Below are 19,191 nucleotides of genomic sequence, written 5' to 3' on the forward strand. Positions count from 1 at the left end.
AGGTCCGGACTGCCATGGTATCGATCCGGACCGTGGAGCCGCCTCCCGCCCGGCGAGGGCGAGGACGCACAGGACGGGCCCCGGGGTTCTCCCCGGGGCCCGATACCTTGTGCGCGTTGCGGCTCAGGGCGGCTCAGACGCGGATCAGCGCGTCCACCGGCGCCTCGCCGAGCACCTTCTCCAGCCGCTCGCGACCGGGGAGGAAGCCCAGCTCCATCAGGACGGCGACGCCCACGGGCTCCGCGCCGGCCCGGCGGATCAGCTGGAGCGACGCCTCGGCGGTGCCACCCGTGGCCAGCACGTCGTCGATGACCAGGACCCGGTCGCCGGGGGCGAACGCCTCGGCATGTATCTCGATCTCCGCCGTGCCGTACTCCAGCTCGTACGCCTGCGACAGGGTCGCGCCGGGCAGCTTGCCGACCTTGCGGACGGGCACGAAGCCGATGCCCGCGCGGACGGCCACGGGGGCCGCCAGGATGAAGCCGCGGGCCTCCAGGCCGACGACCTTGTCGGCCCGGTAGCGGGCGCACAGCTCGGCGAACGCCTCGGTGAGGGCGGTGAACGCCTCGGGGTCGGCGAGCAGCGGGGTGATGTCCTTGAACACCACGCCCGGCTTCGGGTAGTCCGGCACGTCGTGGATGCGGGCGAGCAGCAGCTCGCGCAGGCTTTCCTCGGCGCCTTCGGCGCTCCAGGCGGTCATCGGCGCTTCCCTCCGCGTCCGCCGCGGTTGCGGCTCACCGGCTGCCGGCGCTGCCCGACCACACCGGCCGGGGAGGCGTCCTGCGGCTCGTCGTCGTCCTCGACACCCTGGGAGCCGGCCTCGTCCTGCGCCGAGTCCGCCCTGGCGGCCTGCGCGGCGCGCTTGGCGTGCACGCGCCGGGTGAGGGCCTTCATCTGCGGGTCGCGTTCCTTGAGGTCGGCGACCAGCGGGGTGGCGATGAAGATCGAGGAGTAGGCGCCGGCCGCGAGGCCGACGAACAGGGCGAGCGAGATGTCGTTCAGCATGCCCGCGCCCAGGAAGCCGCCGCCGATGAACAGCAGACCGGCGACCGGCAGCAGGGCGACGACCGTGGTGTTGATGGAGCGCACCAGGGTGCCGTTGAGGCTGCGGTTGGCGATCTCGCTGTACGTCCAGCGGGTCTGCTTGGTGATGTCCTTCGCGCTCTCCTTCAGGCCGTCGAAGACCACGACGGTGTCGTAGAGCGAGTAACCGAGGATGGTCAGCAGACCGATGACCGTACCCGGGGTGACCTCGAAGCCCACGAGGGCGTAGATGCCCACGGTGATGGTCAGGTCGTGGATCAGGGCGACGAGGGCGGCCAGCGCCATGCGCCACTCGAAGGCGATGGCGAGGTAGATCACCACGAGGAGCATGAAGACGGCGAGGCCGGTCCACGCCTTGTTGGCGATCTCCTCACCCCAGCTGGGGCCGACGATATCGGTGTTGATCTTGTCGGTGGGGACACCGAGCTTCTTGGCCAGGGCCGCCTGAGTCGCACGCGACTGCTTCTCGTCCAGCTCGCTGACCTGGACCCGCAGCTTGCCGTCACCGGTCTTCTGGACGATCGCCGTGTGACCCGAGGCGGTCTCCACCGTCTCCTTGGCGGCCTGCACCGACACCGACGTCTTGCCGGTGGTGTTGAAGATCGCGCCGCCGGAGAACTCGATGCCCATGTTCAGGCCGCGCACCGCCAGGCCGACGATGGCCGTGATGGTGATGAGGATCGAGATGCCGTACCAGATCTTCCGCTTGGCGACGAAGTCGTAGCCGACCTCGCCTCGGTAGAGCCGGGCGCCGAGGGTGCCGAGTCGTGACATCTCACGCCTCCTTCGGGTCGACAGGGGCGGAGGGACGACGGCGGGAGGCCCGCAGCGGCGGCTTGGCGCCGAGCCGCTTGGGGTCGAGACCGGACCAGGGGTGACCGCTCGCGAAGAACTTGCGGCGGGCGAGGAGCGTCATCAGCGGCTTGGTGAAGAAGAAGACCACGACGACGTCGAGCAGCGTGGTCAGACCGAGGGTGAACGCGAAGCCCTGGACCTTGCCGACGGTGACGATGAAGAGCACCGCGGCGGCGAGGAAGGACACGAAGTCGGAGACCAGGATCGTCCGGCGGGCGCGCGGCCAGCCGCGCTCCACGGCGGGGCGCAGGCTGCGGCCCTCGCGGATCTCGTCCCGGACCCGCTCGAAGTAGACGATGAACGAGTCGGCGGTGATGCCGATGGCCACGATGGCACCACAGACGGCCGGGAGGTTCAGGGCGAACCCGATGGCCTTGCCCAGCAACACCATGATCGTGTACGTCAGCACCGCGGAGACCGCGAGGCTGGCGAGCGCGACGAGCGCGAGGCCGCGGTAGTAGACCACCAGGTAGATCACGACGAGCGCGAGGCCGATGGCACCCGCGATCAGACCGGCGCGCAGCTGCTCGCCGCCGAGCGCGGCGGAGACGGTGGTCTCCGTGACGATGTCGAACGACAGCGGCAGGGCGCCGTACGACAGGATGTTGGCGAGGTCGTCAGCGCTGGACTGGTCGAAGTTGCCGCTGATCTCGGCGCTGCCGCCGGGGATCGGGCCATTGACCCGGGGGGCGGAGACGGCCTGGCCGTCCAGGACGATCGCGAACCGGTTCTGCGGCTCGGGCTTGGCGGCGAGCTTGCCGGTGACGTCGGCGAACTTCTTGGCGCCGCTGCCGTTGAACTTCAGCTGCACCTGCCAGCCGCTGGCCCGCTGGGTGTCGAGGGCGGCCTTGGCGTCGGTGACGTCCCGGCCCTCGACCGCGACGGGACCGAGGAGCAGCTTCTCCTGGCCGTCCTTGTCGCAGACCACGACGTCGTCCCCGGGCTTGGCCTGGTCGCTGGCCTTCTTCGCCGCCTGGGAGCGGGCTTCCTTGGTGGAGCAGTCCAGGGCCGCGAACTGCTTCTGCAGGTCGTTGGAGGGGCCGCCCGAGGGCTTGGGGGACGGCGTGGGCGGCTTGGGCGCCTGCGGGGCCTTCAGGGCCTCCGTGACGGCCCGGCCCTGGCCGTGGGAGCCGGACGGGGTGGCCGAGGAGCCGGGGGCGGACGCGGTGGGCGTGCCCGAAGGCTTGCCCTTCTTGTCCTTCTCGGCGTCCTTCGCCTTGTCCGTGTCCTTGGGGGCCTTGCTCTTGTCGCCCTTGTCCTTGTCCTTGCCGGCGCCGGCCGACGCGCTCGGCGTGGGCTCGGGCAGCTTGCCGGCGGGCGCGGCGACGAGCACCGGGCGGAAGGCGAGCTGGGCGGTGGTGCCGACCTGCTCACGGGCCTGCTTCGCGTTCGTCCCCTTGGGGATGTTCACGATGATGTGCTTCTTGCCCTGCGTCTGGACCTCGGACTCGGTCACGCCGAGACCGTTGACACGCCGCTCGATGATGCCCGCGGCCGTGTTCATGTTGGTCGTGGTGATCGCGTTGGGCTGACCCGGCTGGTTCTTCGCCTCGAGCGTGAAGCTCGTGCCGCCCGCCAGGTCGATGCCCAGGCGGGGGGTGGTCTGCCCGGAGGCGAACATTCCCCCGACGAGCGCCACCATGGCGATCAGGATGAAGGCCAGGACTCTGCCCGGCCTGCCCTGGCCGCCCGGGGACCTGCGGCCCTTCTTCGGTGCTGCCACCTTGTCGTTTCTCCCTGTCCAACCGCCCGGCGTCGGGTGTTCGCCGGGCGGCCACGAAGTTTGTGGGGACCTGCCCCCCGCCGGAGCCTAGACCGTCAGCGAACCGCGACGCACCGAGCGGTGGGTGCGTCGCGGTTCCAGGTGGGGCTACTTCGCGTCGGAGCCGCCGTCCCGCTTGCCGTCCTTCGGCTCGGCCTTGGGCTCCGCCTTGGCGGCGTCCGCGGGCTTCTCCGCCGTCACGGCCTCGTCCTCGGCGGAGGCGTCGGCCTTCGCGGGGGCGTCGCCGGAGGTGTCCTTGCCGAGGTCGATCTTCTTCTCGCCGGCCTTCTCGGCCGCCCCGTCCTTGTCGGCCCCCTCGGTCAGCGAGGAGAGGTCGTCCGGGACGACCGGGGCGTCGTCGTCGGAGCCCTCGATGCCGTGGATGATGCGGTTGTACTCGTCGTCCGGCAGGACGGCGCCGATGGCGTTCTTCGCGTAGATCGCGTGCACGCCCGGGGCGACCTCCAGGAGGACCGAGTCCTCGCTGACCTCCTTGACGGTGGCGTACATGCCGCCGATCGTCCGCACACCGGTGCCCGGCTGCATCTGGTCGCGCATCTGCGCAGCCTGGCGCTGCTTGTTCTTGGCCGACCGGGTCATCAGGAACATGGCCCCGATGAGCACGATGAACGGCAGGAGAGTCACGATATTCACGGGACGGGATTTCCTTCACACGACCGCTTGGGGATGCGGCCTGGTCTACGGGGGTGGTATGCCGCGCCATACGGACGGCATCGGCGGAGTCTAAGCGAGTCCGCACCAATGGAACAACGCCCAGCATGGCACCCGGGTTCCTGGCCGGACCAGCCCCCGCGCCGTCACTCCGCGAACAGGGAACGCTGCCCGGGCCCGCCCTGTCCGATCCCGCCCGCACCCCCGGCGACCTGCGGCGGCACCATCCCCAGGTGCTCCCAGGCGGCGGGCGTGGCGATCCGGCCCCGGGGGGTGCGGGCCAGCAGCCCCTCCCGGACGAGGAAGGGCTCGGCGACCTCCTCGACGGTCTCCCGCTCCTCGCCGACGGCCACGGCCAGCGTGGACAGGCCGACCGGACCGCCGCCGAACAGCTTGAGGAGCGCGGTGAGCACGGCCCGGTCCAGCCGGTCCAGGCCGCGGGCGTCCACCTCGTACACCTCCAGGGCCTGCGCCGCGGTCTCCCGGGTGATCCGGCCGTCGGCCTTCACCTGGGCGTAGTCGCGGACCCGGCGCAGCAGCCGGTTGGCGATCCGGGGCGTGCCGCGGGAACGCCCGGCGATCTCGGCCGCCCCGTCGTCGTCCACGGCCACGTCGAGCAGGCCGGCGGACCGCCGGACGACGCGCTCCAGCTCGGCGGGCGCGTAGAACTCCATGTGCCCGGTGAAGCCGAAGCGGTCGCGCAGCGGGGGCGGCAGCAGACCGGCGCGGGTGGTGGCGCCGACCAGGGTGAAGGGCGGCAGCTCCAGGGGGATGGCGGTGGCGCCGGGGCCCTTGCCGACGATGACGTCGACGCGGAAGTCCTCCATCGCCATGTACAGCATCTCCTCGGCGGGCCGGGACATCCGGTGGATCTCGTCGAGGAAGAGGACCTCGCCCTCGGTGAGCGAGGAGAGGATCGCCGCGAGGTCGCCCGCGTGCTGGATGGCGGGGCCGGAGGTGATGCGGATGGGGGCGCCCATCTCGGCGGCGATGATCATCGAGAGGGTGGTCTTGCCGAGCCCGGGGGCGCCGGAGAGCAGGATGTGGTCAGCCGTGGCGCCACGCTGCCGGGCCGCCTTGAGCACCAGGTCGAGCTGTTCGCGCACCCGCTCCTGGCCGACGAACTCGCTCAGGTCCTTGGGCCGCAGGGCGGCTTCGACGGCCTGGTCGTCATGGTCGGCGACGGCCCCGACGAGCCGTTCGCCCGGGGGAGGTACGAAGTCCACGGTGACACCTGCTTTCAGCCCGTCCGGCGTTTGAGGACACCGCGCGGAGCGTGGTTCGGGGGTGTGGGGGCCAAGCCCCCGCAAGAAACGGGTAAGGGCGGGGCGGGGAGAAACCCCTGCCTCACCGGGCCCGGTTCAGCGTCTGCAGAGCAGCCCGCAACAACTGCCCGACCTGCGGAGCACCCCCCGCGGCCGCCGCCTGCGGCGCGACGGCCTCGACGGCTTCCTCCGCGTCACGCGGCGCATACCCGAGCCCCACGAGCGCGGCGTGCAGCTGCTCGCGCCAGCCGGCGGGCGCCGAGGAGACGGCGGCGGCGGGCGCGGAACCCACCGGCTCCCCCAGCCGGTCCTTGAGCTCCAGCAGCAGCTTCTGCGCCCCCTTCTTGCCGATGCCGGGCACGGCGGTGAGCGCCTTCTCGTCACCGGCGGCGAACGCCCGCCGCAGCGCGTCCGGAGAGTGCACGGCCAGCATCGCCTGGGCGAGCCGCGGCCCGACCCCGCTCGCGGTCTGCAGCAGCTCGAACGTCTGCCGCTCGTCGTCGTCGGCGAAGCCGTAGAGGGTCAGGGAGTCCTCGCGGACGACGAGGGAGGTGGCCAGCCGCGCCGACTCCCCCACGCGGAGCGTGGCGAGCGTGGTGGGCGTGCACTGGACGGCCATGCCGACGCCGCCGACCTCGACGACGGCGGTGTCCGGGGCGAGGGCGGCGACGGGGCCGGAGACGAAGGCGATCATCGGGTGCCCTTCGGGAGGCGTACGGGAGCGGTGGTGCGGCGGTGGGCGGCGACCGCCTGCTGGAGGCGGCCGGTGGCCGGGGCCCGCCAGATGTGGCAGATGGCCAGCGCGAGGGCGTCGGCGGCGTCGGCCGGCTTGGGGGGCGCGTCGAGCCGCAGCAGCCGGGTGACCATGGAGCCCACCTGGGCCTTGTCGGCCCGGCCCGAGCCGGTGACGGCCGCCTTGACCTCGCTGGGGGTGTGCAGCGCGACGGGCAGCCCGCGGCGGGCGGCGCACAGCATGGCGACGGCGCTGGCCTGGGCGGTGCCCATGACCGTGCGGACGTTGTGCTGGCTGAAGACGCGCTCGACGGCGACGTACTCGGGCCGGTGCTCGTCCAGCCACTCCTCTATGCCGCGCTCCACGAGGACCAGCCGCTCGGCGGTGTCCGCCTCGGCGGGCGTCCGGACGACACCGACGCCCAGCATGCGCAGCGGTCGTCCCGCCGTCCCCTCGACGACGCCGACGCCGCACCGCGTCAGCCCCGGGTCCACCCCCAGCACGCGCACCGCGCCCCTCCTTCGGTCAACTGTTCCGGCAGGCTACCGGGCGGCACTGACAACGCCCCGGACCGACAGCGCGACGGGCCGACGGGAGGTGTCCCGTCGGCCCGTCGGCGGCCGCTCAACTGCCGTGAGCCGGGCGCCCGCTGGAGATCACGCGTCTGCCGGAGACCAGGCGTTCCGCCGGAGACCGGATACCGCCGCAGATCAGGAGATCAGGCGTGCGCTGGGATCAGGCGTGCGCTGGGGATCAGGCGTCGACCTTCGCCATGACGTCGTCGGAGACGTCGAAGTTGGCGAAGACGTTCTGGACGTCGTCGCTGTCCTCCAGGGCGTCGATCAGCTTGAAGATCTTGCGCGCGCCCTCCTCGTCCAGCTGCACCTGCATGGTGGGGACGAAGTTGGCCTCGGCGGAGTCGTAGTCGATGCCCGCCTCCTGGAGCGCGGTGCGGACCGCGACCAGGTCGGTGGCCTCGCTGAGGACCTCGAAGTTCTCGCCGAGGTCGTTGACCTCTTCGGCACCGGCGTCCAGGACCGCGCCGAGGACGTCGTCCTCGGTCAGCTCGCCCTTGGGGACGATCACGACGCCCTTGCGGTTGAAGAGGTAGGAGACCGAGCCCGGGTCGGCCATCGAGCCGCCGTTGCGGGTCATGGCGACGCGGACGTCACCGGCGGCGCGGTTGCGGTTGTCGGTGAGGCACTCGATGAGGACGGCCACGCCGTTGGGGCCGTAGCCCTCGTACATGATCGTCTCGTAGTCGGCGCCACCGGCCTCCAGACCGGCACCACGCTTGATCGCGGAGTCGATGTTCTTGTTCGGAACCGACTGCTTCTTGGCCTTCTGAACGGCGTCGTAAAGGGTCGGGTTACCGTCCAGGTCGGCACCGCCCATACGGGCCGCGACCTCGATGTTCTTGATCAGCTTCGCGAAGAGCTTGCCACGCTTGGCGTCGATCACGGCCTTCTTGTGCTTCGTCGTAGCCCATTTAGAGTGGCCGGACATCAGCCTGTCTCCTTCGCGTTACCCATCCTTGAACGAACGACAGAGATCCTACCGGGATCTCAGCCCCGCGCGGCGCGGACCATGTCCACGAACAGCCCGTGCACCCGGTGGTCGCCGGTCAGCTCCGGGTGGAAGGACGTGGCCAGCACGTTCGCCTGGCGCACGGCGACGGTGTGGCCCTCGTGCACGGCCAGGACCTCGACGTCGGCCCCGGTGGACTCGACCCAGGGGGCGCGGATGAAGACGCCCTCGACCGGGCCGCCCTCGACGCCGGACATCGCGACGGACGCCTCGAACGACTCGTTCTGGCGGCCGAAGGCGTTGCGGCGCACGATCATGTCGATGCCGCCGAGGGTCTCCTGGTCCTCACGGCCGTCCAGGATCTTGTCGGCGAGCATGATCATGCCGGCGCAGGTGCCGTAGACCGGCATCCCGGAGCGCACCCGCTCGCGGAGCGGTTCCAGCATGCCGAAGACCACGGCCAGCTTGGACATGGTGGTGGACTCGCCGCCGGGTATCACCAGGCCGTCGACCTCGGCGAGCTCCTCGGGGCGGCGGACCGGACGGGCCGTCGCGTCGGCGGCCGCCAGGGCCACGAGGTGCTCGCGGACGTCGCCCTGGAGGGCGAGGACACCGATGGTGGGGGTGGACACGATCGTCCTGCCTCTCGGTCGTACGGGCCGGTGGGCGGCCCGCGCCTGTGCCGCGGGCCGCCCACCGGGGACTGCGGGGACTACCAGCCGCGGTTGGCGTACCGCTCGGCCTCGGGGAGGGTGTCGCAGTTGATGCCGACCATGGCCTCGCCCAGGTTGCGGGAGGCGTCCGCGATGACCTTCGGGTCGTCGTAGAAGGTGGTGGCCTTCACGATGGCCGCGGCGCGCTTGGCCGGGTCGCCGGACTTGAAGATGCCGGAGCCGACGAAGACGCCCTCGGCGCCGAGCTGGCGCATCAGCGCGGCGTCGGCCGGGGTGGCGACGCCACCGGCGGAGAACAGCACGACCGGCAGCTTGCCGAGCTCGGCGACCTCCTTGACCAGCTCGTAGGGGGCGCGCAGCTCCTTGGCGGCGGCGAAGAGCTCGTTGTTGTCCAGGGCGCGCAGCTTGCCGATCTCGTTCTTGATCTGGCGCAGGTGGCGGACGGCCTCGACGACGTTGCCGGTGCCGGCCTCGCCCTTGGAACGGATCATGGCCGCGCCCTCGGCGATGCGGCGCAGGGCCTCGCCCAGGTTGGTGGCACCGCAGACGAACGGGGTGGTGAAGGCCCACTTGTCGCTGTGGTTGACCTCGTCGGCCGGGGTCAGGACCTCGGACTCGTCGATGTAGTCGACACCGAGCGACTGGAGCACCTGGGCCTCGACGAAGTGGCCGATGCGCGACTTGGCCATCACGGGGATGGAGACGGCGCCGATGATCTCTTCGATCATGTTCGGGTCGGACATCCGGGCCACGCCGCCGTCCTTGCGGATGTCGGCCGGGACCCGCTCCAGGGCCATGACCGCCACCGCGCCCGCGTCTTCGGCGATCTTCGCCTGCTCGGCGTTGACGACGTCCATGATCACGCCGCCCTTGAGCTGCTCGGCCATGCCGCGCTTCACGCGCGCGGTGCCGGTCTCGGGGTTGGGGGACGTGCTGGTGGTGGACACGATGCGACCTCACTATCCGGGGCGTTGATCCTGCAGCGTCATCAAAGCCGTCCGGGCGGTGGGGCGAAAGGGCCAATTTCGGGTGGGTGGCTTGTGCGGGGTGGAAGGTGGCCTGTTCGGCGGGGACGGGGGCGGGGCGCGCGCCGGTGACCGTCAGCCGCCCGGCCGGTCGACGAGGGCCGCGGGCGGCTCGTCGTCCATCTCGAAGGCCAGCGGGAACGGGGCGTGGCCGGCCAGCCTGAACCAGCGCACCACCCGGTGCCGGCGCACGGCCCGGGCGGCGCGGACCGCGTCGTTGTGAAAACGGCGGGCCATCGGCACCCGGCGGACCGCCTGGTCGAGCTCCACCAGCGACTCCTCCCCGCCCGGCGCCTCGCGGACGGCCGCCGTCTGCGCGGTCTCGGCGAAGACCGCGCGCAGCGCCTGGCTCAGCTCGCTCTCGGCGACCTCCCGCTGCTCCTCCTCCGCCTGCCGGGCCGCGTGCGCGGCCTGGTAGAGGACGATCGACGCGGCCGGGTCGAGGACCCCGGCGGTGGCGAGCTCCTGGGCGACCGAGGCGCGCCGCAGCAGTTGGGCGTCCAGGGCGGCGCGCGCCGCGTCGATGCGGCTGTGCAGCCGGTCCAAGCGGCCGGCGGTCCAGCTGAGGTAGACGCCGACGAGGACCAGGGCGGCCACCGTCCACACGAAGATCCAGAGAGAATCCGTCACGCCGGGTCACAGTACCCGCCCGGACGGCGGCCGACGGCCACCTCCCCGGGCCTCCCGGGCGGTCCCTCCACCCGTGGGTGGACGACGGGTGGAGACGGGCCCTGGAGGAATCGACCCGTGCTCCGATCCGTCTCCACCCGGCCCGCGCCTAGCGTCGTGAGTGGCAGAACTCCCGTCCACCGGGCGGGGTTTCACCGCTCTCGGGAAACCGTCGAGGCAAGGGGGTCGTCCCATGCGACCGCACGTTCCGCGCGCCAGGCGCGCTCTGCTCACCACACCGCTCGTCGTCATCGTCCTCCCGCTGGTGCTGTACTACGTGCTCCGCGCCCAGGGAGCCCCCGCGTGGCAGGCGTTGCTGCTCAGCAGCCTTCCGCCGGTCGCGCACTCCGTGACCGCCGCCCTCCGGGACCACCGGGTCGGGTACGTGGACCTGCTGGTGATCGGCCTGCTGCTGATATCCGCGGGGACCTCGCTGGTCAGCGGGGATCCCCGGGTGCTGCTGCTGAAGGACGCGGCGCTCCCGGCGGCCCTCGGGCTGGGCATGGGGGCGACGCTGTGGGCCGCCCGGCCGTTCGCCTTCCAGTTCGGCCACCAGTTCCGCTCCGGCGCGGCGGCGGAGCAGGCGGAGGGGTACTGGCGGGAGTCCCCCGCCTTCCGGCAGGCCCTGCGGTCGCTCACGCTGCTGTGGGCCGGCGCGGAACTGCTCGACGCGCTGCTGAGCACGACGGAGGCGCTGTTCCTGCCCGTCGACGCGGTACCGCTGCTCGGCCGCGTCCAGTCGCTGGCCGTCGTGGGCGCGGTGGCGGTCCTCAGCATCCGCCGCAGCCGGCGGTTCCGCGACCGGCACGGGATACCGCTGTTCGGCTTCCGGGAGCCGGCGGGGGCCGGGGAGGAGGCGGACATACGGCACCGGGCCCCGGATCCGGTGTGAACCGGGAACCGGCGGACGCTCGGGGCGCGACGTCGGAGGCCGGGTTCGAGGAGTCGGAGGGCCCGAATCGGAAGGCCGGAATCCGGAAGCGGGAATCGGGATCGGGGCCGGCACGGGGGTCCGGCTCCGGTCCTCGGACCCGCCCGAGGTGCTCGCCCCGGCGCCCTGGGCCTGGGAGGAAGCGGGACAGGCCCCGAGCCCGGGCCGACTCCCGCAGCCGCCTCCGGGGTGTTCCCCTCGAGGCCCAGGGCTGGTCGCCGCGGACCCGGACCAGGAAGGAACCGGACCAGGGCGACCGGGGACGCGCCTGGACGGGGTCGGGCCCCTGTACCCCAGTACACGACCCGGCCCCGGGTCAGTCCCGGGCGAGGCCCAATCGGGCGCGCAGGCCGGTGCGTTCGTCCGTGGCCACGGAGGCCGCTCCGGCGGTGACCGTCTCGTAGACGGCGAGGATGTCGGCGCCGACGGTCGACCAGTCGAAGCGCCGGACGTGCCGGCTGCCCCGCTCGCTCAGCTCCGCCCGGCGGGCGGGGTCGGCGAGGAGGCGGACGGCCGCCGCGGCCAGCGCGTCGGCGTCCTCGTTGGCGAACAGCTCCCCGGCGGCGCCCCGGTCGAGGACCTGGGCGAAGGCGTCCAGGTCGCTGGCGAGGACGGGAGCGCCGGCCGACATCGCCTCGACGAGGATGATGCCGAAGGACTCGCCGCCGGTGTTGGGTGCCACGTACAGGTCGACGCTGCGGAGCAGCCGGGCCTTGTCCTCGTCACTGATCATGCCGAGGAACTCGACGGCGTCCCGCGCCTCGGGGGGCAGGGCGGCGACGGCCTCCTCCTCGTCGCCGCGCCCGGCCACCAGCAGCCGCGTGCCGGGGCGCTCGGCGAGGATCTTCGGCAGGGCGCGCATCAGGACGGGCAGGCCCTTGCGGGGCTCGTCGATCCGGCCGATGAAGCCGATCGTCGCCGGGCGGCCGGAACCGGTCATACCGGGCCGGGCGCCGGCCGGCTGCGAGGCACCGGGCTCCGGAGAAGCGGGCTCGGGGGAAACGGGCTCGGCGTCGGCGGGCACCTCCGCGTCGGGAGCCGGGGACGCGTCACCGGCACCCGCGCCCGTCCCGGTGACGGTGCCGGTACCCATGCCCGTCCACTCCGGGCGCGGCTCGGCGCGGGCGAAGAAGCCGACGTCGACGCCGTTGGGGATGACGACCGCGTCCCCGCCCAGGTGCTCGACCAGGGTCCTGCGGGCGTACTCGCTCACGGCGATGCGCGCGCTGATCTTCTCCAGGGCGGGCTGGAGGATCGGATAGGCGGCGATCATCGCCCGGGAACGGGGGTTGGAGGTGTGGAAGGTGGCGACGATGGGCCCCTGGGCGGCCCAGCAGGCCAGCAGTCCCAGCGAGGGGGAGGTGGGTTCGTGGATGTGGATGACGTCGAAGTCACCGTCGTGGAGCCAGCGGCGCACCCGGGCGGCGGAGAGGAAGCCGAAGTTGAGGCGGGCCACCGAGCCGTTGTAGGGGACGGGTACGGCTCGGCCGGCGGAGACCACGAACGGCGGCAGCGGCGTCCCGTCGTCGGCCGGAGCCAGGACGGAGACCTCGTGCCCCCGGCGGATGAGGTGCTCGGCGAGGTCGCGGATGTGGAACTGGACGCCACCGGGCACGTCCCACGAGTAGGGGCAGACGATCCCGATCCTCACGGCGCCTCCGTCCCGGGGCCGACGTCGGAACGGGAGCCGGGGCCGGAGTCCGTCCCGGGGCCGGAGTCCGCTCCGGGGCCGGAGTCCGCTCCGGGGCCGGAGTCCGCTCCGGGGCCGGAGTCCGCTCCGGGGCCGGTGGACGGACCACCGCCAGAGCGCGGGCCACCGTCGGAGCGCGGGCCACCGTCAGAGGACGAGCCACCGTCGGAGCGCGGATCGCCGTCAGAGAGCGAGCCGGCGTCGGAGCGCGTGCCGGCGTCCACGCCCGCCCCGGCGTCAGCCCCCACCCCGCCGTCAGCACGCGAACCGGCCTCCGTAGGCGAGCCGACCTCCGGGCCCGCGCCGCCGTCGGTGCCCGCCGCACCGCCGGGGCGCGGATCGCCTCCGGCGCGCGGGTCACCGCCGGGCCGCAGGTCGCCCCCCGTCGGGGCCAAGTCGGCCAGCCAGAGGCGCTGGAGCATGTGCCAGTCCTGCGGGTGCTCGGCGATGCCGGAGGCGAACGCGTCGGCCAGGGCCTGGGTCATGACGGCGGCCTTCTCCGGCCGGGTGCCGGTCTCCGGGACCTCGACGGGCGGGTGTACCCGCCCCTGGAGCACCGGGGAGCGGTCGTACCAGAGGGTGACCGGCAGCAGGACGGCACCGGTCTGGACGGCCAGCCGGGCCGGGCCGCCGGGCATCTTGGCGGCCTCGCCGAAGAAGGAGACCTCTATGCCGTGGGCGGACAGGTCCCGGTCGGCGACCAGGCAGACCAGCCCGCCGGCCCGCAGCCGGCGGGAGAGGACGCCGAAGGCGGTGCCCCCGGCGTGCGGGAGGACCTCCATGCCCAGGCCCTCGCGGTAGGCCACAAAGCGGTCGTACAGCGACTCCGGCTTCAGCCGCTCGGCGACGGTGGTGAAGGGGACGCCCAGCCGGGTGGTGACCCAGGCGCCGGCCAGGTCGTAGTTGCCCATGTGGGGCAGGGCCAGGATCACCCCGCGCCCGTCGGCCAGCGCCTTCTCCAGGTGGTGCAGGCCCTCGGGCGCGAAGCCGGCGCGGATCCGCTCGCGGCTCCAGGCCGGCAGCCGGAAGGATTCCATCCAGTAGCGCATGTAGGAGCGCATGCCCTCCCGGGACAGCCGGGCGAGGCGGGCGGGCGAGGCGTCGGGGACGACCCGGGCGAGGTTGGCCTCCAGCCGGAGCACCCCCTTGCCCCGCCGCCGCCAGGCGGCATCGGCGATGCCGCGGCCCAGCCGCGTCGCCACCGGTTCCGGGAGCCGCTTGACGGCCCCCCACCCCAGCCCGTACAGGGCGTCCGTCAGCTGGTCCTTCACCCGGTCTCTCCCCCTCCCACCGGCAGCGCGGCGTCCGCCTCGGCCGCCTCGCGGCGGACGGTCACCACGCGCTGGATCAGTGTCACGAGACTGCCCGCGGCCACGATCCACAACGCGATCGGCAGCAGCACCTGGATGCCCGGGACGCCGAACTTGTGCAGCCCCGAGAGCCCGCACGCCACCAGCGAGATGACCAGCCGCTCCGCACGTTCGACCAGACCGTTGACCTTCACCGGGAGGCCGATGCTCTCCCCGCGCGCCTTGGTGTACGACACCACCTGGCCGCTGGCGAGGCAGAAGATCGACACCGCGCACAGCAGGATGTCGTGCCCCTCGTAGCTCGCGTACCACAGGGCGAGGCCGCCGAAGATGGCCGCGTCGGCCACCCGGTCCAGCGTGGAGTCGAGGAACGCCCCCCACCGGCTGGAGCGGCCGAGCTGCCGCGCCATGTTCCCGTCGACCAGGTCGGAGAAGACGAACAGGGTGATGGTGACCGTGCCCCAGAAGAACTCGCCCATGGGGTAGAAGACCAGCGCGCCCGCCACCACACCACCGGTACCGATGAGGGTCACCGCGTCGGGACTGACGCCGAGGCGGATGAGCAGGGCGGCGAACGGCGTGAGAACACGCGTGAAGAACGCACGCGCGTACTTGTTCAGCATGGCCTTCCCGGAGGGTCGTGTGCGGGCCGCGTGGCCGAAGGGCCACCGGCTGGCCCATCGTAGCCAGGCCGCGGGTGCCCGCCGCGCCCGCGTCGGACACCTCGGCCATGGCACGGATCACTCCGCCGCCGCCCACACCCCGCCCCGGCCGCTCCCGGCCCCCGCCGCCGCCCCCGCCGCCCACCGCGACCGGGGCGCGCCACCCGAATGGCCGCGCTCTCCCGGGGAGCGCCGGCGGCCGCGCGCGCCGGGGCGGGCGGTCGCGCCACCGTGTGCGACGTATGGACGCAGCGTGACCACGGTGGAAAGCTCGAAGGATCGCAAGGTGTCAACCGGAAGGCGAGGCACATGGGCGAGAAGACGAACCACACCGGTCACCCCGGGGCCGCCGGCAGAGCAGCGGCGGCCGACCGGCCCGGCGATCTGCGCAACGTGGTGCTGGTCGGCCACAGCGGTTCCGGCAAGACGACCCTCGTGGAGGCATTGGCCCTGGCCACCGGCGCGGTCACCCGCGCGGGCCGGGTCGAGGACGGCGCCGCCCTCTCCGACTACGACGAGATCGAGCACCGCCAGCAGCGCTCGGTGCAGCTGTCGGTGGTCCCGGTGGAGTGGTCGGGCATCAGGATCAACCTGCTGGACACCCCCGGCTACGCCGACTTCGTCGGGGAGCTGCGGGCCGGGCTGCGGGCAGCCGACGCCGCGCTCTTCGTGGTGTCGGCGGCGGAGGGCGGCGAGGGCGTCTCCGGCGCCACCCGCGCCCTGTGGGAGGAGTGCGCGGCCGTGGGCATGCCGCGCGCGATCGTGGTGACGCATCTGGAGGCGGCGCGGGCGGACTTCGACGCCATGACGGAGACCTGCCGCGCCGCCTTCGGCGGCGACTCCCCCGAGAGCGTGCTGCCGCTCTACCTCCCGGTGCACGGCCCCGAGGGCCCCGACGGGCACCGGCCCGTCACCGGCCTGACCGGCCTGCTGTCCCGCCGCGTCTTCGACTACGCGGCCGGGGAGCGCACCGAGGCCGAGCCCGGCCCGGACCTGCTGCCGGTGCTCGAGGAGGCCCGCAACCGGCTCATCGAGGGGATCATCGCGGAGAGCGAGGACGAGACCCTCATGGACCGCTATCTCGGCGGCGAGGACATCGACGTCAAGACCCTGATCGAGGATCTGGAACGGGCGGTGGCGCGCGGCTCCTTCCACCCCGTGCTGCCCGCCGCTCCCGCCGTGGACGGCGCCCGCCAGGGGCTGGGCACGGTGGAGCTGCTGGAGCTGGTCACCGGCGGCTTCCCCACCCCGGCCGAGCGGGAGATCCCGGCGGTCACCGGGCTCGACGGCACCCCGCTGCCCGCGCTGACCTGCGACCCGGCCGGTCCGCTCGCGGCCGAGGTGATCAGGACCGCCTCCGACCCCTATGTCGGCCGGATCTCGCTCGTCCGCGTCTTCTCGGGCACCCTGCGCCCCGACGAGAGCGTGCACGTCTCCGGCCACGGCCTCGCCGACCGGGGGCACGAGGACCACGAGGCGGACGAACGCGTCGGCGCCCTCTCGTCCCCGTTCGGCAAGCAGCAGCGCCCGCTCCCCCAGGCCGTCGCCGGCGACATCGCCTGCGTCGCCAAGCTGGCCCGGGCCGAGACCGGTGACACCCTCTCCTCCCCCGCCCGGCCGCTGCGCATGGAACCCTGGCTGATGCCCGACCCGCTGCTCCCGGTGGCCATCCAGGCGCACAGCAAGGCGGACGAGGACAAGCTGTCCCAGGGCCTGTCCCGGCTGGTCGCCGAGGACCCCACGATGCGGCTGGAGCACAACCGGCACACCCACCAGGTCGTCCTCTGGTGCCTCGGCGAGGCGCACCGGGACGTGGCCCTGGAGCGGCTGCGTTCCCGGTACGGCGTCCAGGTCGACGTGGTGCCGCACCGGGTGGAGCTGCGGGAGACGTTCGGCGGGAAGGCGGCCGGGCGCGGCCGGCACGTCAAGCAGTCGGGCGGGCACGGCCAGTTCGCGATCTGCGAGATCGAGGTGGAGCCGCTGCCGGGCGGTTCCGGCATCGAGTTCGTGGACAAGGTGGTCGGCGGCGCGGTGCCGCGCCAGTTCATCCCCTCCGTGGAGAAGGGGGTGCGGGCGCAGGCGGCGAAGGGCGTCGTGGCCGGCTGCCCGCTGGTGGACGTCCGGGTCACCCTCCTCGACGGCAAGGCGCACTCGGTGGACTCGTCCGACGCGGCGTTCCAGACCGCCGGCGCCCTCGCCCTCCGCGAGGCCGCCGCCACGGCCCGGGTGCATCTGCTGGAGCCGGTCGCCGAGGTACGGGTGCTGGTCGCCGACGAGTTCGTGGGCCCGGTCATGAGCGACCTGTCCGGGCGGCGCGGCCGGGTGGTGGGCACCGAGCAGTCGCCGGGCGGCCGGACGCTGATCCGCGCGGAGGTGCCCGAGCTGGAGATCGGCCGGTACGCGGTGGACCTGCGTTCGCTGTCGCACGGGACGGGGCGGTTCAGCCGCTCGTACGCCCGGCACGAGCCGATGCCGCCGCAGATCGCCGACCGCGTACGCGAACAACAGCAGAACGGCGCATAGTTCACAAGCCGCCCACTCCAACTCGTTCCGGAGCGGGCGGCTTTCCCATGTGCTGCGACAGGTGACGGTCCGCACCGTTACGCTGGGCACGCGGCCCTCCGGCGTCCACCGCACCCGCGACGGGCGCGGACGGACAACCGGTCCGGGCCGTCGCAGCAGCGGCGTGCGCCTTGGGGGGCATCAGTGACAGACGGGTTCGACTTCAGCCCGGGCGCCCAAGTCCCCATCTCGGGCGGGGCGGGGCAGACCGCGGCGACGCAGGCGCTCGCCTCCGCCGCCTACCGCGACGGCCCGATGGAGGAGCTCCTCAAGGCCAACTCCGACTGGGCCACGTCCTCCGTCAAGCCGCCCCGCATCTCCCTCTTCGAGCCCAACCTCGGCGAGGCGTTCGCCCGCGCCGTGCAGCAGCGGATGCTCGGCGGCGGCCGGAAGCCCCTCATCCAGTCCTTCGGCATGGAACCGCAGGTCATCGTCGAACACTGCCTCGCGGCCAGCCGCATCCGCAGACAGCGCGACGCCCGGCTGACCGTCCTCATGGTGGTCTTCGGCGTGCTCTTCCTGCCCGGCGTCCTCATCTGGCTCGGCGTCTTCCAGCTCCGCCGCACCCTCGCCGGCGCGCAGAACAAGCGCGCCGGTGTCCTCGGCACCGCGCTCCTGCTGGTCCTCGCCGTCCTCGGCGCCGTCCTCATGGTCAAGCTGCCTTTCGACGGCTTCCTCGGCGTCTACCTCCGCGCCATGATGGTAGCCCCCATCATCGGCTGGGCCTGGGCCAAGACCATCTGCGAACGCACCGCCAAGGACCTCCGCGGCCGCTGGACCGGCCTGCTGGACGGCGGCGGCATCGGCGCCAAGATCCCCGAGGCCGTCCCGAAGAACCCCGGCGAGAGCGCCGCCGAACAGCTCCGACAGAACCTGGAGCGCCTCTCCGCCGAGCAGAAGAGCAACGTCGTCTTCTACGCCGGACCCAAGGGCATACTCGGCATGGGTACCCGCTGGGGCAGCTGGCAGCTCGCCGAGGAACTGACCCCCGCCGACCCCGACAAGGAGATCAGCCCCTTCCGCAGCTGGGACATCATGCGCGCCGTCCACGACCAGCTGCGCCTGCTCGAACGCACCCCCATCAACACCGGCGGCCTCACCCCGCCCTTCGTCGAGCACTGGGTGGTCTGCCCCATCGGCGAGGGCGCCGGCGCCGTCTCCCGGCCCGCCGACGCGGACGCCTCCTTCCAGATAAGGGGCGCCGCGCTCCAGAAGATCTGCAACGAGCAGCACTTCGGCAGCGGCGACCGCCACTACCTCGGCGTCCAGTTCGTCCTCTGGGACGGCCAGTTGGTCATCACCCTGCTCATCAACGTGACGGTCCTGCACAAGACGCTGCGCATCGAGGTCACCGGTCACGCCCTCGGCCCGATCCACCCCGTCTTCAACGGGAAGCCGAAGAACCGCACCAAGACCTTCCGCAAGGGCGTCAAGTTCTGGGAGACCTGGGAGCGCCGGCTCCCCGTCGTCGAAGCCCGCGAGGTGGTGCGGCTGGCCGCCCGCGCCCCCCTCACCTGGTACCCGCCGCTGCTGGAGTACTGGGGCGGCAAGCTCGTCCTCCCCGAGCCCTTCGGCCTGCGGCACGCCTGGGCCGACAAGCCCTGGCGCCACCGCTTCATGGCCGACGACGCCCTGCGGGCCGCCACCCCCGTGCTCCGCGTGGTGCACGAGACCGCCGTGCGCTTCCTCGCCGAACACGGGGTGAACACCGAGCGCTTCAGCAGCCGCGCGGGCAACCTCAGCGGCGCCGTCCAGGACCTGTCACCCCGTCAGGCCGACGTCTACAACGCGTAGTCCGACGCGGCGGGGC

Annotated in this window: 16 protein-coding genes and 1 pseudogene; 3 read left to right on the plus strand and 14 right to left on the minus strand. The window is 72.9% G+C overall.

Annotated elements, in window-relative coordinates; genetic code table 11:
- Positions 1 to 133: 133 nt before the first annotated feature.
- From J7W19_RS05065 to J7W19_RS05115, 11 genes are all read right to left on the minus strand, one after another.
- Positions 134 to 700, minus strand: a complete 567-nt coding sequence (locus J7W19_RS05065) for an adenine phosphoribosyltransferase (RefSeq protein ID WP_004942348.1) — start codon at positions 698 to 700, stop codon at positions 134 to 136.
- Positions 697 to 1,818: a protein translocase subunit SecF gene (gene secF, locus J7W19_RS05070; protein ID WP_004942346.1), complete on the minus strand. Its 1,122-nt coding sequence runs from the start codon at positions 1,816 to 1,818 to the stop codon at positions 697 to 699. Before secF ends, J7W19_RS05065 begins: the two co-directional genes overlap by 4 nt.
- 1 nt (position 1,819) lies before the next feature.
- On the minus strand, positions 1,820 to 3,622 hold the full coding sequence (gene secD, locus J7W19_RS05075; RefSeq protein WP_004942345.1) for a protein translocase subunit SecD: 1,803 nt from the start codon (positions 3,620 to 3,622) through the stop codon (positions 1,820 to 1,822).
- Positions 3,623 to 3,769: 147 nt separating this feature from the next.
- The gene (yajC, locus tag J7W19_RS05080; RefSeq protein ID WP_004942343.1) at positions 3,770 to 4,315 is read right to left on the minus strand and encodes a preprotein translocase subunit YajC; all 546 of its coding nucleotides are present in this window, start codon (positions 4,313 to 4,315) and stop codon (positions 3,770 to 3,772) included.
- A gap of 164 nt (positions 4,316 to 4,479) precedes the next feature.
- Complete coding sequence (gene ruvB / locus J7W19_RS05085) at positions 4,480 to 5,559, minus strand: Holliday junction branch migration DNA helicase RuvB (RefSeq protein ID WP_004942341.1); 1,080 nt, start codon at positions 5,557 to 5,559, stop codon at positions 4,480 to 4,482.
- 121 nt (positions 5,560 to 5,680) lie between these two features.
- Positions 5,681 to 6,292 carry a Holliday junction branch migration protein RuvA gene (ruvA, locus tag J7W19_RS05090; protein WP_004942339.1) on the minus strand — a complete coding sequence of 204 codons (612 nt, stop codon included), beginning with the start codon at positions 6,290 to 6,292 and terminating at the stop codon, positions 5,681 to 5,683.
- The gene (gene ruvC / locus J7W19_RS05095; RefSeq protein ID WP_004942337.1) at positions 6,289 to 6,840 is read right to left on the minus strand and encodes a crossover junction endodeoxyribonuclease RuvC; all 552 of its coding nucleotides are present in this window, start codon (positions 6,838 to 6,840) and stop codon (positions 6,289 to 6,291) included. Before ruvC ends, ruvA begins: the two co-directional genes overlap by 4 nt.
- A 244-nt stretch (positions 6,841 to 7,084) precedes the next feature.
- A complete protein-coding gene (locus J7W19_RS05100; protein ID WP_004942336.1) occupies positions 7,085 to 7,837 on the minus strand; it encodes a YebC/PmpR family DNA-binding transcriptional regulator in 753 nt (250 codons plus the stop codon).
- A 59-nt stretch (positions 7,838 to 7,896) separates the two neighbouring features.
- The gene (gene pdxT, locus J7W19_RS05105) at positions 7,897 to 8,490 is read right to left on the minus strand and encodes a pyridoxal 5'-phosphate synthase glutaminase subunit PdxT (RefSeq protein ID WP_004942333.1); all 594 of its coding nucleotides are present in this window, start codon (positions 8,488 to 8,490) and stop codon (positions 7,897 to 7,899) included.
- Positions 8,491 to 8,570: 80 nt separating this feature from the next.
- Complete coding sequence (gene pdxS, locus J7W19_RS05110; RefSeq protein ID WP_004942331.1) at positions 8,571 to 9,479, minus strand: pyridoxal 5'-phosphate synthase lyase subunit PdxS; 909 nt, start codon at positions 9,477 to 9,479, stop codon at positions 8,571 to 8,573.
- 153 nt (positions 9,480 to 9,632) lie between these two features.
- Entirely contained in the window at positions 9,633 to 10,187 is a 555-nt protein-coding gene (locus tag J7W19_RS05115; RefSeq protein WP_004942330.1) for a LemA family protein, read from the minus strand.
- 232 nt (positions 10,188 to 10,419) lie between these two features.
- Here J7W19_RS05115 and J7W19_RS05120 point away from each other — a divergent pair, with 232 nt between their 5' ends.
- Complete coding sequence (locus J7W19_RS05120) at positions 10,420 to 11,118, plus strand: VC0807 family protein (protein ID WP_004942327.1); 699 nt, start codon at positions 10,420 to 10,422, stop codon at positions 11,116 to 11,118.
- Positions 11,119 to 11,473: 355 nt separating this feature from the next.
- Here J7W19_RS05120 and J7W19_RS05125 read toward each other — a convergent pair whose 3' ends face one another.
- The 3 genes and pseudogenes from J7W19_RS05125 to pgsA form a co-directional block, all read right to left on the minus strand.
- Positions 11,474 to 12,808, minus strand: coding sequence for a glycosyltransferase family 4 protein (locus J7W19_RS05125; RefSeq protein ID WP_004942325.1), 1,335 nt, complete (start codon positions 12,806 to 12,808; stop codon positions 11,474 to 11,476).
- A gap of 347 nt (positions 12,809 to 13,155) precedes the next feature.
- Positions 13,156 to 14,118: pseudogene (locus J7W19_RS05130) on the minus strand (phosphatidylinositol mannoside acyltransferase); the annotation flags it as partial.
- The gene (pgsA, locus tag J7W19_RS05135; RefSeq protein WP_004942321.1) at positions 14,115 to 14,780 is read right to left on the minus strand and encodes a phosphatidylinositol phosphate synthase; all 666 of its coding nucleotides are present in this window, start codon (positions 14,778 to 14,780) and stop codon (positions 14,115 to 14,117) included. The gene pgsA and the pseudogene J7W19_RS05130, both read right to left, overlap by 4 nt.
- A gap of 348 nt (positions 14,781 to 15,128) precedes the next feature.
- Here pgsA and J7W19_RS05140 point away from each other — a divergent pair, with 348 nt between their 5' ends.
- Complete coding sequence (locus J7W19_RS05140) at positions 15,129 to 17,342, plus strand: elongation factor G-like protein EF-G2 (RefSeq protein WP_004942320.1); 2,214 nt, start codon at positions 15,129 to 15,131, stop codon at positions 17,340 to 17,342.
- A 183-nt stretch (positions 17,343 to 17,525) separates the two neighbouring features.
- On the plus strand, positions 17,526 to 19,175 hold the full coding sequence (locus J7W19_RS05145) for a hypothetical protein (RefSeq protein ID WP_004942317.1): 1,650 nt from the start codon (positions 17,526 to 17,528) through the stop codon (positions 19,173 to 19,175).
- Positions 19,176 to 19,191 lie beyond the last annotated feature (16 nt).

This window comes from Streptomyces mobaraensis NBRC 13819 = DSM 40847, assembly GCF_017916255.1.
Taxonomy (GTDB): Bacteria; Actinomycetota; Actinomycetes; order Streptomycetales; family Streptomycetaceae; genus Streptomyces; species Streptomyces mobaraensis.

What these genes read in the sequence shown, in the direction of transcription:
- J7W19_RS05065 (WP_004942348.1), bottom strand. Translation starts at nt 700, where the DNA reads ATGACCGCCTGGAGCGCCGAAGGCGCCGAGGAAAGCCTGCGCGAGCTG.
- secF (WP_004942346.1), bottom strand. Translation starts at nt 1,818, where the DNA reads ATGTCACGACTCGGCACCCTCGGCGCCCGGCTCTACCGAGGCGAGGTC.
- ruvA (WP_004942339.1), bottom strand. Translation starts at nt 6,292, where the DNA reads ATGATCGCCTTCGTCTCCGGCCCCGTCGCCGCCCTCGCCCCGGACACC.
- J7W19_RS05100 (WP_004942336.1), bottom strand. Translation starts at nt 7,837, where the DNA reads ATGTCCGGCCACTCTAAATGGGCTACGACGAAGCACAAGAAGGCCGTG.
- J7W19_RS05120 (WP_004942327.1), top strand. Translation starts at nt 10,420, where the DNA reads ATGCGACCGCACGTTCCGCGCGCCAGGCGCGCTCTGCTCACCACACCG.
- pgsA (WP_004942321.1), bottom strand. Translation starts at nt 14,780, where the DNA reads ATGCTGAACAAGTACGCGCGTGCGTTCTTCACGCGTGTTCTCACGCCG.
- J7W19_RS05140 (WP_004942320.1), top strand. Translation starts at nt 15,129, where the DNA reads ATGGGCGAGAAGACGAACCACACCGGTCACCCCGGGGCCGCCGGCAGA.